This is a genomic window from Niallia taxi, from assembly GCF_032818155.1.
GTDB classification, from domain to species: Bacteria; Bacillota; Bacilli; order Bacillales; family Cytobacillaceae; genus Niallia; species Niallia taxi_A.
Window position 1 is genome coordinate 3,177,603 of sequence record NZ_CP102589.1, and the last position, 17,526, is coordinate 3,195,128.

Here is a 17,526-nt window from a genome sequence, read left to right on the forward strand (position 1 = left end):
AGGAGCTTTCTGTACAGAAAGCTCCTTTTCTTATCAGCCAAGGTTTCTACGATATTCTTTTTGTTTATGGTATCTCATGAAGTGCAGTGTAATCTTCTGAATAAGGAATCCGATTGCCAATAGGATAACAAGCAGCAATGTGATTGTCGCACCCGGCGGTGTTCCTAATTGGTAAGAAGAAAACAGTCCTGTAAAGATACTGAAAACAGCGATCAGAATGGCAACAATAAAGACCATCTTGAATCCCTTTGCAAGCTTAATCGCAAATGCAGCTGGGAGAACCAATAATGCGGAAACTAATAATACACCGATTGTGGGAATAATTACTGATATAGCGATACCTGTCAAAAGGCTGAATGCTATGGATAACAGATTCGTATTCACACCACTCGCTGTCGCTGTATCCTGATCAAATGTCATTAAATACATAGATCTTTTAAAGATAAGGAAGAATAACAATATAATGACAGTAACTACAGCCAAAACAATCACTTGCTGCTGGCTAATTGTAATGATGCTTCCGAACAAATATTGATCCATACTTGTTGACATTCCACCGCTTGAAACACTCATTAAAAATAGCGCAAAAGATAATCCTGCCGCCATTAAAATAGCAATGGAAACCTCTGAATAGGAATGATAGGCACGGCGCATATATTCAATTCCAAGTGCCCCAATCATAACAACAAGCATACTCGAAAATGTTAAGTTAGTATGGAAGAAATAACCGATAGCGACACCAGCCAAAGAGATATGGGACAGAGTGTCTGCCATTAGGGCTTGTCTGCGCAAAACAAGGAATACACCAATTATCGGTGCAATGATGGCAATTAATCCGCCTGCCCAAAATGCTCTTTGCATGAATTCAAGGTCAAACATCTCCATCCACCCTTCTCTCCCTTCTCTATATGAATAATTTTGTCTAAGTAGCTTTCTACTTCATCTTGGTCATGTGTTACCATGACAACCGTTCTGTTATGGGAATTAACTTGATGCCTCATAAACTCATAAAAACCCTTGCGGCTTTCCGCATCCATGCCTGTTGTCGGCTCATCCATAACCAACAAATCCGGCTCTGATGCGAGAACTCTGGCAATAATAATTTTTTGCTTTTGCCCACCAGATAAATCCCCTACTTTTTTCTTACGGAATTCCCACATTCCAACCATTTCTAATGCGACTTGGACAGCTTTATGATCATGCTCTTCCAACCGCTTATACCATTTCTTCTTTTGATATCTGCCTGAACGCACAAGCTCTAATACAGTGCTTGGGAAACCAACATTAAAGGACGAAATTTGTTGCGGAACATAACCGACTGTCATCTTCCTTCCTTGGCTGTTCTGCTTGCTTAACACTACGTTTCCGGACCAAGGTTTTAACAAACCAAGTATCAGCTTAAGAAGCGTCGATTTGCTTGCACCGTTCGGACCTGTTATTCCGACAAACTCGCCACTTTCCAAATCGAAGGAAACATCCTCTAATGAAGGCAAATGCTCATATCCGAATGTCAAATTTCTTATAGACGCAAGTATCATTTACTACTCTCCCCTTTCATTTTTAAGTATCTATATATAAGAACTCTCGCTTACTCCACATAGAAAGCGTATGTGAGCAAATCCTTCACATACGCTTTTATGATTATAGCATATCCTTATTCAAAAAAGGATTTTTTAAGCTGTTTCAAATTTTCTTCCATAACTGTAATATAATCTTCACCAGCTTTTTGCTGTTCATCACTTAGGCCTTCTAATGCATTTAATACCTCTGTGTCTGCACCAAGCTCATTTGCGAGTGTTTCAGCCACTTCACTTGAGGTAAGCTCTTCAAAATAAATCACATTAATTTTATGTTCTTCCGCGAACTTTTTCAGCTCTGCCAATTTAGCGGCACTTGGCTCTTCATCAGGTGATATACCTGCTATCGGCACTTGCACAAGCCCATATTCCTTTGCTAAATAAGAAAATGCTGTATGCTGTGTAATAAATTCATTGGATGTAATTCCTTTTAGCTCTGTTTTATATTCTTCATCAAGTGCTTTTAATTTTTCAATATACTTGCTGCTTTCTGTTTCATAATATGCTTTATTGTCTGGGTCTACCTTTACAAGTGCATCTGTGATTGTTTGCACTTCCTGCTGTGCTAGCACTGGACTTAACCAAACATGAGGATCTGCTTGATGGCTGTGCTCGTGCTCATGTTCATGTTCATGCTCATGCTCTTCTTCTGACTCTTCCGCTTCTTCGTCTTCTTCTATTAGCTTAATACCTTTACTTGCCTCCACTACAGAAACATCGCTACTGTCAATGCTTGCCGTTATATCAGAAACCCATGTTTCCATATCATCACTGTTGTAAACAAATAAATCTGCTTTTTGAATATTGCCGATATCCTTAGGTGTTGGCTCCCAATCATGTGGTTCAATAGTTGATGGTATTAAAAGCTCCACATCAGCCTTATCACCAGCAATGTTCTTTGTGAACTCATACATTGGGTAAAAGGTAGTCATAATCTTCAGCTTGCCATCATCTTCTTTTTCTTTTTCACTCGTCTCATTGCTGCATGCCGCTAAAATAAGGACAATCATAGAAACTAACAGCAAACTATATCGCTTCTTCATTAATATCTGCTCCTTCTCTAAATCTAGCTTTCATTTATCCCTTTATTTCGTATTGATTACGATTTATAGAAAACAATGAATTTATGATTTTTATCAATATATAATTATTTTCAAATCAGAACGATTACGATTATTGATTTTAAACTATTTGAGACAATAAATCAATAGTTTTTCAGTAATCTTACCGTTAATTTATGTTGGAACAGGTCTTCTATCATCATTTCCAGAATAAAAAAAATTTAAACAGCATGTATATCTTTTTTTATTTTGGGTATAAATATAATAAGAATAAAAAGCATTACCCAAGTGACACTTCTCACTTGAATAATGCTTTTAACATGCCATTCCTATTACAGACGAACTACTCTTCCGTTAAATACACCTTTCCAGTAGCCGCTTGTCATTGATACAACAGCAACACCTGTTGAGCTTTGAGAACCGATGAATTTTCCGCCACCAACGTAAATTCCAACATGACCGTCTTTTTTGTAAGTATCAAAGAATACTAGATCTCCAGGTTGAATATTGCTGAAGGAAACTTGTTTACCGTAATTTTTCAATCCATCTGTACTTGCTGGAATGCTGTATCCAGCTTGAGAATAAGCCCAGCTTACGAAACCAGAGCAGTCAAACAATCCGTTTGCTACATCAGAAGCAGTTCTTCCGCCTCCGAATTTATATGTTGAATTCCCGATATATTTATAACCAGCTGTGATTGCAGCAGATTTTCCACCTGTAGCTTTTTGTTCACTTGAGCTGCTCGATTTAACAGCAGAAGTGCTTTTCTTTACAGATGAACTTGAGCTAGAACTTGAGCTTGATTTTTTACTAGAATCATTTGTAGTAGCAGATTCAGAGTTTGAGTTAGAAGTTGCTTGAGTAGTTGTGCTGATCAAGTTGTTTAAATCTTCTTCTTTTTTCTCTTTAATCTGTTTCTTAATTTCTTCTTCTTTAGCAGCTAGTGAACTGTCTTCTTTTTCAAGCTTTGCTTTTGCTGCTTCATTCTCTTGTTGTTTTTCTACTAAGTCTGTTTTTGCTTTTTCATTTTCAGCTTGTTTGTCAAGATTTTGCTTTTGCATTTCTTTCAAATCCAATTGCATGTCTGTTAAGCTAGAAAGATTGTCTTCTACTGAAGTTTGCTTAGTCTCTAAGTCTTTTTTATCTGCTTCGTTGCTTTCAATCAAATCCTTGTCCGCTTCCATGATTGTAGCAACAGCTCCTACACGGTCAACAAACTCCTTAAAGCTTGCAGCTCCTAGTAATACATCAATATAATCAACGCTTCCACCATTCTCTTGGAATGTGCGTGCACGTTCTTTTAAAATTTCATTACGTTGTTCAATTCTATCTTGCAAATCTTTAATTTCTTTTTTCAAAGAAGCAATTTCTTCTTTAGTAGTTTTGATGTCTTCTTCTGTTTGTTTAATTTGCTTTTTATTTTCTTCTACTGCTTTATCAACACGGTTGATTTGTGTGTTTAGGTCAGCAAGTTTTTCTTGAGCTTCAATTATTTTATATTCAGCATCTGAAATTTTATCTTGTATATCAGTACGCTGGCTTGAAATAGAAGCAGACGTTTCAGCATTTGCATTGATTGCTGGGATGCTAAAGCTGCCAAGTCCAAGCAATAGTGTTGTGTTTAAAATAACTAATTTCTTTTTTAACATTTCATTTTCCCCCTGCAATTTTCTAATGTACGTTCTATTTATATGTCTATTAATTTATGTAGTTAGTTTTGGGGATTTCCCCAACATTATACCAGAATACATGAATTGTTATCAGCCAATGTTTTGGCCTTCGACGAAACTTGTTAACTTTCGTCAACAATTAGTAGTATAGCATCACATTTTGTCATTTAAGTAATAGGAATGTTACAGTTATGTTTCAATTTTATTCTAAACTAGCAATATTGATGAAATTTTGACATATTCTCTAATTTCTTGTCATTTGCAATTTATCCTTGATTGAATTCAATCCTAGCAAAAGCATACAATAAGAGTAAGCTTTTTAATAGACAGTATGCAAGCTATATAGGATTATGTCACATAATTGTAATACACACAGCTGTTAATAGGCATCTTAATTAGTATAAAGGGCAGGGAAAATCATGAAGAACATAAGTATTATAGGCGCTGGTATAATTGGTGCGTCTATCGGTTTTGAGCTTGCAAAAAACGGAGCTCGTGTCACGATTGTAGATAGAGAGGATCTTGGTCAAGCTACTAAAGCTGCAGCGGGTATAATTTGTCCGTGGACTTCTCAACGCAGAAACAAGCGCTGGTACAAGCTTGCAATGGAAGGTGCAAAACATTATCCAAGCTTGATTACAGAGCTTAAGGACTTAGGGGAAATTGACACAGGCTATGATAAAGTCGGCGCGATAAATCCTCATGATAATCCAGAGAAGTTAGAAGCTATGGTAAAAAGAACTTTGAAGCGCAAGGATGAGGCACCTGAGATTGGGGATGTCACCATTCTTTCAGAGCATGATTCAAAGACCTTGTTTCCACCACTTGCAGATGGATACCAATCTGTTCACGTTAGCGGTGCTGCTAGGGTAGATGGCTGGGCTTTGCGAAATTCGCTCCTTTCTGCTGCCAAAAAGCTTGGTGCAGTAGTTCTCCAAGAAGATTGCAGTCTACTGCTTGAGAACAGCTCTGTTATCGGCGTTGAAACAAAGCACCAAAAAATCCATGCAGATGAGGTCATTATTACTGCTGGTGTCTGGGCGAACGAATTGCTTTGTCCACTTCAGATGACTATTGATTTAAGCTTTCAAAAAGGACAGATTATTCATCTGCAAATGCCAGGCACAAACAGTGACCAATGGCCGGTTGTCATGCCGCCACATGACCAATACATTCTTTCTTTAACCGGAAATAGAATTGTAATTGGAGCTACCCATGAAAATGATGAAGAGCTTGACTATAGACTGACAATGGCTGGCATGAAAGAAATTATGGATAAAGCACTCAAATTCGCCCCAGGTTTGCATAACAGCACATTTCTTGAAGCAAAAGTCGGCTTTCGACCATTCACTGCAGATTTCCTTCCTATATTCGGAAGAGTACCGGGACATAAAAACATTATTTTCGCAAACGGCCTTGGCGCCTCTGGTTTAACAATGGGTCCTTTTCTCGGTCAACAGCTTGCCAAACTCGCTTTAGACAATGAACCTGACATACAAATGGCCGATTACGCCCTTGACGATTTTATCTCCAGTAAATAAAAAAAACGCTGATCCGCATGGATCAGCATTTTTTTATTTATATTTAGGAATTTCTAGTTTAAGTATATAAGAGTCTAATAGGCTGTACAGATTATAAATTTGAGTCACCTGTTTGGACGCCCAGCCGATATCTGTCGCATATTGATGCGTTGCTTTACCTGTGCTTTCTGCAGCCCCTGGATTCCATCTCATTTTATAAAGGGTATCTTGTCCAGCGTTAATATAACCTTGTGCAATAAACTTTGCACCGCCAATGATTGCAGCTTCTGGAGTAAACCAGCCTGCATTATAGGCGTACTGTGCTCCACTGGAAATAGCACTGCCATCATATGCCCCAATTCCATACATATTATAGACTGTTTTGCCATTTAAAGTTACACCTTTCGCTAACGTTGATGTGCCATTACCAGTTTCAAGTAATGCATGGGAAATCAAATAAACCTCATTAATGCCATACGCATTTGCTGCCGTAATAAAGGATGAAGCTTTACCAGAAAGTATGCCTTTACCTGCTAATATGCGTTCATTTACTTCGCTATCATTAATATCTGCTTTTGCTGACAGCTTTAAAAACTGCATAGACTGTACAGTAGTGTTTATAAAATTATCCGGATTTAAATAGTAAGTGGTATCTTCCTTGCTTGCATTAACCCAAGATTGTGTGCTATTTACTTTATACCAGTAGTAGCCGTCAGAGCCCTTCACTTTTGAAGTTATCGTCAGCACCTGACCATTTTGAACAGAATTAACGACACTGTATTCAGTACCTGCACCGCCTCTTAATCTCCACCCACTGCCTATTATTGTTCCTTTTGTTTTGTCGGAAGATTTAAATGCTACTGCATCCTCTCTTATATAAACATCATAAGCCTTGTCTGTTTGTGGGTTTGCACCCATTTGAATAGAAGCCATTTCATCTAATGTCATATCGTAATTGACATATGTTTTAACTGTTTCCCCTTTGCTGACACCTGGCGTTTCTGCTTGTTTAGTAGTCAAATAAGCACTGCTGACATAGCCGTCCTGCCCATTCGCAGTAACCTTCGCCCAGCCATTTTCTTCTGAATAAACAGTTACCGCTGTTCCAGCTGCCAATTTTGCAACAATTCCAGCTGAAGAAGATGGTGATTTGCGCATATTCAAGCTTGAGCCTTGATCTACATTTACATATTTCAGCGTTCCCTCTGTGCTGCCAGCAGTGTCTTCACCTGGATTCGCATTTTCATTAGAATCAGTATTTTTGCTGTCATCCAAGCTGCTAGAAGTTAAATAACTGCTGCTCACATAGCCTGTCTTACCGCTTGCCGTAATTTTTGTCCAGCCATTGGATTCAGAAATCACAGTAACTGCAGTACCTCTAGAAAGCTTTGTGACAACACTGCCGCTTGTGCTTGCACTTGCTCTCATATTCAATGTTGAGTTTTTATCCACATTTACATATTTCGTTACTGTTGGTGTTTCTTTTACCGGGTCCTTCGGTGCATCAGTACTACCGTTTTGTGTGTTTGGAGCAGTTGTTGTTAAATAGCTTGTACTTACATAGCCTGTTTTACCGCTTACTGTAATTTTTGCCCAGCCTTTGGATTCAGATGTTACCGTCACCTTTGTTCCGCTTGACAGCTTTGTAACAACACTGCCGCTTGTGCTTGCACTAGACCTCATATTCAATGTTGAGTTTTTATCCACATTTACATATTTCGTTACTGTTGGTGTTTCTTTTACCGGGTCCTTCGGTGCATCAGTACTGCCGTTTTGTGTGTTTGGAGCAGTTGTTGTTAAATAGCTTGTACTTACATAGCCTGTTTTACCGCTTACTGTAATTTTTGCCCAGCCTTTGGATTCAGATGTTACCGTTACCTTTGTTCCGCTTGACAGCTTTGTGACAACACTGCCGCTTGTGCTTGCACTAGACCTCATATTTAATGTCGAGTTTTTATCAACATTTACATATTTTGTTACTGTTGGTGTTTCTTTTACCGGGTCCTTCGGTGCATCAGTACTGCCGCTTTGTGTGTTTGGAGCAGTTGTTGTTAAATAGCTTGTACTTACATAGCCTGTTTTACCGCTTACTGTAATTTTTGCCCAGCCTTTGGATTCAGATGTTACCGTTACCTTTGTTCCGCTTGACAGCTTTGTGACAACACTGCCGCTTGTGCTTGCACTAGACCTCATATTCAATGTTGAGTTTTTATCAACATTTACATATTTGGTTGTTGTTTTCGCCACAGTGCCTGAACTGCTGTTCGTGTTTGTTTTATCTGTAACAGAAGTGGCGGATTTTGTTTTTGATAAGTATTTTGTCGCTACATAGCCTTCTTTTCCATATACCTTTACCTTCGTCCAGCCATTTGAATCACTGTATGCTGTTACCTCAACACCTTTTGCAAGCTTCACGATAACAGAGCCGCTGTTTGATGGTTTATTACGCATATTAAGGCTTGATCCTTGGTCAACATTGACATACATTGTCTCTGTTTTTGTTTCTTTCGTGCTCACCTTTGGTGTAGTGTCTGCCTTTGGCGTGCTTTCCTTCACTGTTGACACGGTATCAGATAAATATTTAGAAGCTACATATCCTTGTTTTCCGTTCACCTTTATTTTAGACCAGCCGTTTGAATCAGATAATACCTCTACTTTTGTGTTCGCAGCTATCTTTGTCACAACTGAAGAGGAAGTATTTGGAGATGTTCTCACATTTAAAGTTGAATTGCTATCAATAGAAACATATTTAACGTATGTACTTGTTTTTTCTGTAAGATAATCTGAGCTGACATAACCAGTTTTTCCATCGACTGTTATCTTTGCCCAGCCGTTGCTTTCAGACAAAACAGTCACTTCTTTTCCTTTTTTTAAGGTGGTGACAACTCCAGCTTTTGATGATGCGCTTTTTCTCACATTAAGAGAGGAGTTACTTTCAACATTGACATATTTCACAACAGCAGCATTAGAAGCTGCCTGAGCTTCTTGAATAAGAACAGGTGCTGATAACGCTGCGAAAAATACTCCAGGAACAATGACTTTTTTCATTCCTACGACCTCCTTTTTACTAAAATCATATCAAAATATGATTCTATATACCTATTATATATTTTAGTATGTAATTAGTTCTCATTTTCTCACTGTATAGTACCTATATTATTCGTTATACAACTATTCGTATATAATACTATAGTCACGTTTTATAATAATATATTAATGCTTTTTATACTAGACAATCAAGAGTATAAACCTTTCATCAAGATAACCTAAACTATTATTTGACTATAATACACAGAGAATAATCCTTTAAATATTAAAAAACACAAAAAAACAGGGCATAAATACATACCCTGTTTTACCTGGTTTAAACTACATTATTAAAATTATTGCCCACCACTTCATTCATATTATGTACGGTTATGAATGCATTTTTATCAATTTTATAGATAAACTTTTTTAATTTTATATAATCTTGTCTTTTTAATACAATCGTTATAACTTCTTTTTCGTCATTAGAAAATGCGCCTATCGCAGAATGCAGTGTTGCACTTTTATGGAGTTGTTCAATAATGTAATGCTTAATGTGCTCGCATTTTTCACTTATTATGACAACCTCTTTTGTCATTTGCAGTTGATCACGGAAGTAATCCACGACGACCCCTCTTAGAAAAACACCAAAGCATGCATACAAGCCCTTTTCCATACCGAAAGCAAATATTGCAGCAAGAGATATGAGACAATCTGCCATCAATACTGCCTTCCCTATTTCAATCGCAAAATACTTATTAATGATCATTGCAATCAAGTCCATACCACCAGTAGAAGCATTTTGCTTTAAAACAAGAACGAGTCCTAATCCTGCGATTAATGTACCAACTACTAGCTGTATAAAGAGGTCATGACTTAACGGAACATAAACAGGATTAACCCTCCCAAGCATCCATACAAAAAACGTCAGTAAAAAGCTTGCATAAATTGTTTTAAGACCAAACTGAAACCCTAAAAAGGCAAAACCTAAGAGGAAAAACAATATATTAAGCAAGCCCATTAGCCCACCTAACGGAATAGTAGGAAAATAGGATTGCAAAACAACGCTCAGTCCCCCAAGTCCTCCAGAAGCAAATTGGTTTGGCGCCATAAAGTAATGAATATTAACGGCCATCAGCAATACTCCGATATGAAGCCAAAGATAGCTTAACGTCTTTTCAAAGCTGATTATTTTTATTTTTCCCAGTCCACTGAAAGATCCCATGCGATTGGCTTCTCCATCCATTGTTTTGCTGCTTCCACGTTATCCGCCTTACCTAATACCCACATCAACTTTGCTATGATTGCTTCTGTGTTCATATCTGCCGATAAGATAACATTATATTGGGCAACTTTTCTTCCTACTTCATATAAATACAAGTCTTGCCCCTCTTCCAAACACTGTGTAGAGATAACGACAGCAACACCTGCTTCTACCATTTCCGCTAATTTCGGGAGCAGGTTTCTATCTTCAAATGGCAAGCCCCCATTCCCGAAGCTCTCAATTACAATGCCTTTATAATTATTCTTTAAATAGTCAAAGATCTCAGGCTTTGTACCAGGATGCAATTTCAGCAGAAACACATCAGAACACAAGCTAGTATCCTTTTTGAAAGGCTCTGAGGATTTTTTTGGTTTCCAGTAATACTCAATTTTTTTATTTTGGATAGATGCGACATACGGGTGGTTGATACTTTCAAATGCATCATAGCTTTTGGTCCTCATCTTCACTGCACGTGTACCGATGATAACCCTGCCATCAAACACAACGAAAACTCCGCCTATATCTTCTGTAGCAAAATGAATGCTGTCTGCAACATTTTTCTTTGCGTCAGTTTGCTTAAAGCTAATCGGAACTTGAGATCCTGTTATAACAACAGGCTTTTCTAATCCTTGAAGCATGTATGATAAAGCAGCAGAAGTATACCCCATTGTATCTGTGCCATGTGTGATAACAAATCCGTCATATAAGTCATAATTTTCGCTGATTGCTTCTGCAATCACTTTCCAATGCTCAGGCTGCATATTTGTACTGTCTCTGTTCATGAGGATTTCACATGTTACATCAACTGATTGAGAATCTCCTTCAAAATGCACTAATAACTCCTCTGCAGTCATTCCAGGAACTAAACCTTCATTTCCCTCTATAGAAGCAATGGTACCGCCTGTAGCTAGCAGCAATATTTTTTTCATGATAGCTCCTCCTAGTTACGAATCCTTTTCACGTATGCGTTACGCGTATTCTTTTATTTGTATTATAGTACCACCATTAGCAATAAAGCAATATTTGTATTCTAATCGCGTATTTTTTCTTTTAAAAAGAATTTAGACATGCTATACTTCCAAATATAGAGTAAAAGGGGGAACATTCGTTGCTGCAAATATTAAGCGAGCTTAGAAAAAACAAAAATTGGTCTCAAGCTGAAACAGCGGAGCTTTTAGGAATAGCCAAAAGCACATACGCTGGTTATGAATCAGGATATCGTGAACCTTCTTTAAGAGCGCTCATCCAAATAGCTGATTTATTTGATGTCTCTATTGATGTAATTCTTGCTCGTAAAAATCAGACTACTGTATTAGAGCTGGCTACCATTTCTAAAATGGATAGTATTGTTCTGACTGTTGATGGCAAGCCACTGACAGAGGAAGAGACAGCAAACCTCATAGCATTTACTAGAGTTAGGCGGGAGCTTGGCTAGAATATGCATAAAAAAAACCTGATTTATAAAATCAAGTTCTTTTCATACTTAGTATATTAATTTAAATGCTTTACTTTTAATTCAATTGATTGCCTTTCCTTTGCATCCTTTGTTTCATCAGGATACCCAACTGCAATCACACCAACTACATCATAGTCATCTGTTACACCTAGAATGTTTCTTCCATTCTCAGAAGCGCCTACAGAACTCCAAAATGTTCCTAATCCTTTTTCACATGATAGTAGAAGGAAATTTTGGATGAAACAAGAAACAGCAGCTGCGTTTTCTTCCCTTTCTAAGGTGTTTCTTCCTTTGTGAGAAAGGACAGCAAATAAGATTGGTGCATCACCGAAATTAATTTTATGATTAAACTTCGCTCTTGTTTCTTCCCCAATAAACAGAATTTCCCAAGGCTCTGTCATCTTATGGTTCGGAGCAAATGCGGATACTTGGAGAAGTTCTTTAATTGTATCTGTACTTACAGCCGTTGTTTTAAACTTTTTGATTGTTCTTCTACCTTTAATTATTGTTTCCAAGCTCATTCTATCTATCCCCTTTTCACTTTTTTCTCTTTTATTATACATGAAAACAGCATTTTTTTCCTATCGACAAATTTCCCAGGAAATCTATAAACCAACAATTTATCGAAAAATTCATTCCATTCGTTTTAAATTCTCTTATTAAGGGAATTAGAATTGTAATTAATGATAGAAAAGGAGAATGAATATGGATAAAAAAGTTGCAGTCATAACTGGTTCTGGACAGGGTATCGGGAAAGCCATCGCAGAAAGGCTTGGCAAAGATGGATTTACCATTGTTATTAGTGACGTTAATGAAGAAAGTGCGAACAGAACCAGCATTGAATTAATGGAAAAAGGCATTGAAAGCATGGCAGTACAGGCAAATGTCAGCTCAAAAAAAGAGATAGAAAGTCTAGTCGAACAAACTGTTCAGCAGTATGGACAGCTTGATGTTTTCATTAATAATGCAGGAATCGATCAAGTTGATTCCATCTTAAATATTTCAGAAGAAGATGTACAAAAAATCTTTGAAGTGAATGTATTTGGTACATTATACGGTATCCAAGCTGCTGCTGCACAAATGAAAAAACAAGGAACAGGCGGAAAAATCATCAATGCCTGCAGTATTGCTGGACATAGAGCCTATTCCTTGTTAGGTGCTTATTCTGCAACAAAGTTTGCTGTTAAAGCATGGACACAGGCTGCTGCTGAGGAGCTTGCTTCAGCCAAAATTACCGTCAATTCCTATTGTCCAGGTATTGTTGGCACAAGTATGTGGGACAGAATTGACGCTGGTATGGTCGAATATATGAATCTGGAAAAAGGACAGGCATTTGAACAATTCTCTAAAAGCATTGCATTAGGACGCACCCAAGAACCAGAGGATGTAGCTAATTTCGTGTCCTTTCTTGCCTCAAAGGATTCCGATTATATGACAGGGCAATCGGTCCTTATTGACGGCGGTATCCTTTACGGATAAATAAAAAAGAGGGCTTCCATTATGGACGCCCTCTTCTTAAGTCTAACATGATATTAATCATTCTAACTGGCTATTACTTTTCAAAACGGAAAGGTACTGTTGTAACAATTACGTTTCTTCTATAAAGCAGATGCGCTTTCAGAAGCAGGCTTGATTGATTATGCAGGATATTATGCCAGCTTTTTTTCGTAATGAATTGAGGAATAATGACTGTTACACTGTTATGGTTTTCCGCTCCTTTCTCTTCAATCACATCTATGAATCTTCTTAGCGGTCTTACTAAACTGCGATACTGTGAATGAATAGTCACGAGACGGATATCTGGACGATATGCTTGCCATTTTTCCTCCATCCGCTTTTCACTTTCTCTGTCAAATGCAACGTAAACGGCAATAATCGTTTGCCCGATACTTTCAGCATAGGCTAAGGAATTATCAACAACCTTTGTGATACCTGCCACAGGCAGAATAACGATATTGCCTTCTGGTTTTTCCGCCTTATGATTTTCATCCATACGCAGCTGTTTAGCAACATCCTCGTAATGTCCTTTAATACGATGGAAGATAAATACAATAATCGGCAGGAAGATTAACACAGACCAAACTTGCGAAAACTTAGTTGTAAATAGGATAAGCAGCACAGTCAATGTGATAATCGCACCGGCAAGATTTATGCTCATTTTCCATTTCCAGTTTTTCGGTCTTTCTGTAAACCATTTTTTAATCATTCCGCTTTGCGATAAGGTAAATGGAATGAATACACCAACTGCATATAACGGAATCAACATTTCCGTATTTCCCTTAAACAGGAAGATTAACAGGATTGATGCTGCACCGAGTGTGACGATACCATTTGAGTAGCCCAATCGATCACCGCGAATGGTGAATATTCTTGGCATATACTTATCAACAGCAAGGTTAACAGCCAACAGCGGAAACGCAGCAAATCCAGTGTTTGCAGCTAATATTAAAATAAGTGCTGTTGTTACTTGGATAAAATAATATACTCCTGAGCGCCCGAATACTTCTGACGCAATTTGGGATACGACTGTTTCATCTGCTTTAGGAGATATTCCATACCAATAAGCCAATAAGGTAATCCCTGTAAACAGCACACCCAGTATAATTCCCATCATCGTTAATGTTCTGACAGCATTTTTTGCTGATGGCTCTTTAAAGTTCGGAACAGCATTAGAGATAGCCTCAACACCTGTTAGCGCAGAGCACCCAGATGAAAATGCCTTTAATAACAGAAAGATGCTAAGTCCAGGGACAGCAGTGCCAATCGGTGTATGCTCAACGCTTCCAACATCTCCTGTTGCAATCTTCCACAGCCCAGTGCCTATAAGCACTGCCAATGCTATAACAAATAGGTAAACAGGATATGCAAGTATAGAAGCAGATTCAGTAACACCTCTTAAATTCAATATGGTAATTAAGACAACAAACAAACAGGCAATGATTACATTATGTTCATGCAAGACAGGAAAAGCCGATGTTATAGCATCTGTTCCTGCTGAAACACTTACTGCTACAGTCAAAATATAATCGACAAGCAAAGAGCCCCCTGCAATCAAACCAGCATTTTCTCCTAGGTTTTTCTTCGAAACAATATATGCCCCGCCGCCACGCGGATAAGCATAAATGATTTGTCTATATGACAGGATTAGTGCAACAAGAAGCACAAGTACGCCAATTGCAATCGGAATAGAATACCAGTATGCAAGAATTCCGATACCTGCTAATACGAGCAAAATTTGTTCTGTTCCGTATGCAACAGATGAAAGTGCATCAGAAGAAAGAATCGCCAATGCTTTAAGCTTATTTAACTTTTGATCCCCAAGTGCACTTGTTTTTAGTGGCTTCCCAATTAAAATTCGTTTTAAAATTGAACCGCTCATGTTATCCTCCAGCTTTCCGCTAAAATGTCTTTCCTTGTTAGATGATTATCCAATTTTTGCACACAAAAAAACCACGAGGATACCCCGTGGTCGATTGTAAAAAAATCGAACATCAGATTATTCCTCTCTCTAAACGCTTACGGAGTTAGCTGTCGGGTTGGGACATCTGAGAGTTGCCCCTCCTGCAATAGGATTCACCCCAAGTGCCTATGAAATAGCACAAAAAAATTGGGTCCCCCGCTCCACAAAAATGGATTAAGCGATTTACGAAATATTATTTACTTGAAGATATTACTCCCATTCAGATAAAAAGTAAATGAAGGAAAAAGACCATAAAGGAACAAAAAAGCGCAAATGAACGCATGCAAGGCAAATTACTCGTCCTCATCTAATCAGCTCTTTGTTTTTTGCGGTTTTTCTCGTTATTTCATGTTTTCTAAAAAACAAAAAATAAAAAAGGAAGGAATGCTAAAAACAGCATTCCTTCCTTTAGGAAAATTATTAGTATGCTAAGCTGAACAAGCCTTTAATATGTGAAAGATAGCGGATGTTAGATGCTTCTTTCATCATAGATGCAGGCATGCCTTTAAGCGGAGTTGAGCTTCCGCCAACAATTGCAACACCGTCTTTACGACCAAGGCTTGCAAGTGTACCAGAGTTGATTGGGCTGAATCCTTCTAATGCTTTACCTTCAAGGTATGCAAAAAGGTTGTACCCGATTAACTCACCCATTTGCCATGCGATTTGAGCAGTTGGAGGTGCTGGACGTCCATCTCCATCAGCTGGGAAGTATACTGCGCTGTCTCCAGCAACAAATACTTCAGGATGTGAAGTGGATTGTAGGAAGTCATTCACTGTTGCACGTCCGCGGTTTACTTCTAAACCAGAAACGCCAACTAGTGGGTTACCTTGAACTCCACCTGTCCATACAAATGTATTAGCAACAATTTTTTGACCATCTTTCAAGTCAATTACATTGCCTGCTACATTTGTTACAGCAAGTCCAGTCAAGAACTTAACGCCGCGAGCTTCCAAGCTTTTAGTTGCTCTAGCAATCAAATCATCTGGAAGAACAGGAAGAATTTTTGGTCCTGCTTCAACTAAAGATAAGTTGATTTCTTTGTAGTCTACGCCGTATTTCTTTGTCATTGCAGGAAGAATGTCAGCTAGTTCACCAACTAGTTCAACACCAGTTAGACCGCCGCCGCCGATAAGGATTGTAGCATCTTCCGGTTTTTTCGTTTTAGCATATTCACTAATGCGAGCTTCAACATGTTTGTAGATGTTGTTTGCATCTTCAGCTGATTTAAGAACCATGCTGTTTTCTTCTAATCCTGGAATTCCGAAGTAAGCTGTTACGCTACCCAATGCAACAACAAGTGCATCGTAGCTCAACTTAGATCCATCACCAAGGATAACTTCTTTGTTGTCTACATTGAAAGTTTCAACTGTAGCAATCTTAATGTCTACATCAAGACCTTTAAGAAGTTTATCTAGAGGCATTGCTACAGCTTTTTCATGAACGTTTCCTGCTGCAAGGCGATGTAATTCTGTAATAATTTGATGTGTTGGATATTTGTTAATAACCGTCACATTAGCTTGTGATTTAGTGTAATATTTACGAACATTTTGAGCAGCTAAAAGCCCGCCGTATCCTGCACCTAAAATAACTATGTTTTTTGACATGGTATATCCTCCGTCCTTCGTTCTATTCAATTGTTGAACTTATTTTTGTTGGTCACGCTCGTTCAAGATTTGAAGATAGCTTTGTGTAAAACGCAGCATTTTTTGAGCTTGAGGATCTTTTAGTAATTTAAGCAAACCGAATACACCGATTGTTTCATTGCTTTGCTCTGCACGATCCTTCGCTTCGATTACAGCTGAAGCCATGCCTTTTGCTGAATGAACGACTGGTTCAAGCATTTCAGTTGTTGCATTGACCATATCACTCATGAAAACCTCATCTTTTGATAGACCTTGAACAAGATCATATGAGCTTGTCAATGTATTAACGACTTCTGTTAATTTTGGCAGCTGTTCGATTAAAGTAGTCAATGACTCTTGTACCTCAGGCTTTAAAAGCTGATCCAATAAGTCTTGGCTATTAGTAGATGTAGCTGTCAGTTCAGCACTTGTTTGTGTAGTTGTTTCTGACATAACTGATTCTCCTTTGCTATTGGCATTTTCCTAATGATTTTTGGAATAATACTTCCAAAAACTATTGTGCATTTTTGCACAATAGTTTGTAGACTAATAATTAGTGCATTTTTTTTGGATACATTGATAATAAGGTATGTAGTTATACAAAACTAGTAAATAAACAACAACCCTTCATTAACTCCTTTAATATAATACCACTTTTTTATTAAAAATAAATGTGAACAGCACAAAATTTTAAAGATTTTTTTATCCAGAGTGATATTTGTCACAGTAAGTTTGACTATTTTTATTATTGAAATGAATGGAAAAAATCTAATTAGTTTATCGTTTTGTATAATGCCCCCATAAAAAATCAAACATATTTACAAATTATTTGTGCATTAATACTATTGTTAGCTTGTAATCAAAACAC

14 protein-coding genes and 1 riboswitch are annotated in these 17,526 nt (G+C 37.8%); of the genes, 3 read left to right on the forward strand and 11 right to left on the reverse strand.

From position 1 onward, the window contains the following. Positions 1 to 33: 33 nt before the first annotated feature. The 4 genes from NQZ71_RS16020 to NQZ71_RS16035 form a co-directional block, all read right to left on the reverse strand. Complete coding sequence (locus NQZ71_RS16020) at positions 34 to 885, reverse strand: metal ABC transporter permease (RefSeq protein ID WP_144452255.1); 852 nt, start codon at positions 883 to 885, stop codon at positions 34 to 36. Continuing rightward, positions 831 to 1,538 (reverse strand): metal ABC transporter ATP-binding protein, encoded by a 708-nt coding sequence (locus NQZ71_RS16025; RefSeq protein ID WP_275004726.1) that lies wholly within the window; start codon positions 1,536 to 1,538, stop codon positions 831 to 833. The genes NQZ71_RS16020 and NQZ71_RS16025 overlap by 55 nt, the downstream gene beginning before the upstream one ends. 116 nt (positions 1,539 to 1,654) lie before the next feature. Next, on the reverse strand, positions 1,655 to 2,620 hold the full coding sequence (locus tag NQZ71_RS16030) for a metal ABC transporter substrate-binding protein (RefSeq protein ID WP_317010973.1): 966 nt from the start codon (positions 2,618 to 2,620) through the stop codon (positions 1,655 to 1,657). A gap of 350 nt (positions 2,621 to 2,970) precedes the next feature. After that, positions 2,971 to 4,287 (reverse strand): coiled-coil domain-containing protein, encoded by a 1,317-nt coding sequence (locus tag NQZ71_RS16035; protein WP_275004722.1) that lies wholly within the window; start codon positions 4,285 to 4,287, stop codon positions 2,971 to 2,973. A 440-nt stretch (positions 4,288 to 4,727) separates the two neighbouring features. Here NQZ71_RS16035 and NQZ71_RS16040 point away from each other — a divergent pair, with 440 nt between their 5' ends. Next, positions 4,728 to 5,849 carry an NAD(P)/FAD-dependent oxidoreductase gene (locus tag NQZ71_RS16040; RefSeq protein ID WP_317010974.1) on the forward strand — a complete coding sequence of 374 codons (1,122 nt, stop codon included), beginning with the start codon at positions 4,728 to 4,730 and terminating at the stop codon, positions 5,847 to 5,849. Between the two features lie 33 nt (positions 5,850 to 5,882). On the opposite strand, the gene NQZ71_RS16045 is transcribed toward NQZ71_RS16040, so the two are convergent. The 3 genes from NQZ71_RS16045 to NQZ71_RS16055 all read right to left on the reverse strand — a co-directional run bounded on the left by NQZ71_RS16045 (position 5,883) and on the right by NQZ71_RS16055 (position 11,048). After that, the gene (locus NQZ71_RS16045) at positions 5,883 to 8,876 is read right to left on the reverse strand and encodes an SH3 domain-containing protein (protein WP_317010975.1); all 2,994 of its coding nucleotides are present in this window, start codon (positions 8,874 to 8,876) and stop codon (positions 5,883 to 5,885) included. 316 nt (positions 8,877 to 9,192) lie between these two features. Next, the gene (locus NQZ71_RS16050; protein WP_317010976.1) at positions 9,193 to 10,080 is read right to left on the reverse strand and encodes a YitT family protein; all 888 of its coding nucleotides are present in this window, start codon (positions 10,078 to 10,080) and stop codon (positions 9,193 to 9,195) included. After that, the gene (locus NQZ71_RS16055) at positions 10,050 to 11,048 is read right to left on the reverse strand and encodes an asparaginase (RefSeq protein WP_127735190.1); all 999 of its coding nucleotides are present in this window, start codon (positions 11,046 to 11,048) and stop codon (positions 10,050 to 10,052) included. The genes NQZ71_RS16050 and NQZ71_RS16055 overlap by 31 nt, the downstream gene beginning before the upstream one ends. Positions 11,049 to 11,227: 179 nt before the next feature. Between NQZ71_RS16055 and NQZ71_RS16060 the strand changes: the two genes are divergently transcribed. Further along, positions 11,228 to 11,554 (forward strand): helix-turn-helix domain-containing protein, encoded by a 327-nt coding sequence (locus NQZ71_RS16060; RefSeq protein WP_144452248.1) that lies wholly within the window; start codon positions 11,228 to 11,230, stop codon positions 11,552 to 11,554. Positions 11,555 to 11,610: 56 nt separating this feature from the next. On the opposite strand, the gene NQZ71_RS16065 is transcribed toward NQZ71_RS16060, so the two are convergent. Further along, positions 11,611 to 12,096: a nitroreductase family protein gene (locus tag NQZ71_RS16065; RefSeq protein WP_317010977.1), complete on the reverse strand. Its 486-nt coding sequence runs from the start codon at positions 12,094 to 12,096 to the stop codon at positions 11,611 to 11,613. Positions 12,097 to 12,280: 184 nt separating this feature from the next. Between NQZ71_RS16065 and NQZ71_RS16070 the strand changes: the two genes are divergently transcribed. After that, positions 12,281 to 13,054, forward strand: a complete 774-nt coding sequence (locus NQZ71_RS16070) for an acetoin reductase (protein WP_455710049.1) — start codon at positions 12,281 to 12,283, stop codon at positions 13,052 to 13,054. A gap of 73 nt (positions 13,055 to 13,127) precedes the next feature. Here the strand turns inward: NQZ71_RS16070 and NQZ71_RS16075 are convergent, their stop codons facing one another. From NQZ71_RS16075 to NQZ71_RS16085, 3 genes are all read right to left on the reverse strand, one after another. Further along, complete coding sequence (locus tag NQZ71_RS16075) at positions 13,128 to 14,954, reverse strand: APC family permease (RefSeq protein WP_144452245.1); 1,827 nt, start codon at positions 14,952 to 14,954, stop codon at positions 13,128 to 13,130. A 118-nt stretch (positions 14,955 to 15,072) separates the two neighbouring features. After that, positions 15,073 to 15,226: riboswitch (cyclic di-AMP (ydaO/yuaA leader) on the reverse strand. A 229-nt stretch (positions 15,227 to 15,455) separates the two neighbouring features. Continuing rightward, a complete protein-coding gene (locus tag NQZ71_RS16080; RefSeq protein ID WP_144452244.1) occupies positions 15,456 to 16,640 on the reverse strand; it encodes an NAD(P)/FAD-dependent oxidoreductase in 1,185 nt (394 codons plus the stop codon). 39 nt (positions 16,641 to 16,679) lie between these two features. Continuing rightward, complete coding sequence (locus NQZ71_RS16085) at positions 16,680 to 17,111, reverse strand: helical membrane plugin domain-containing protein (protein ID WP_127735207.1); 432 nt, start codon at positions 17,109 to 17,111, stop codon at positions 16,680 to 16,682. Positions 17,112 to 17,526 lie beyond the last annotated feature (415 nt).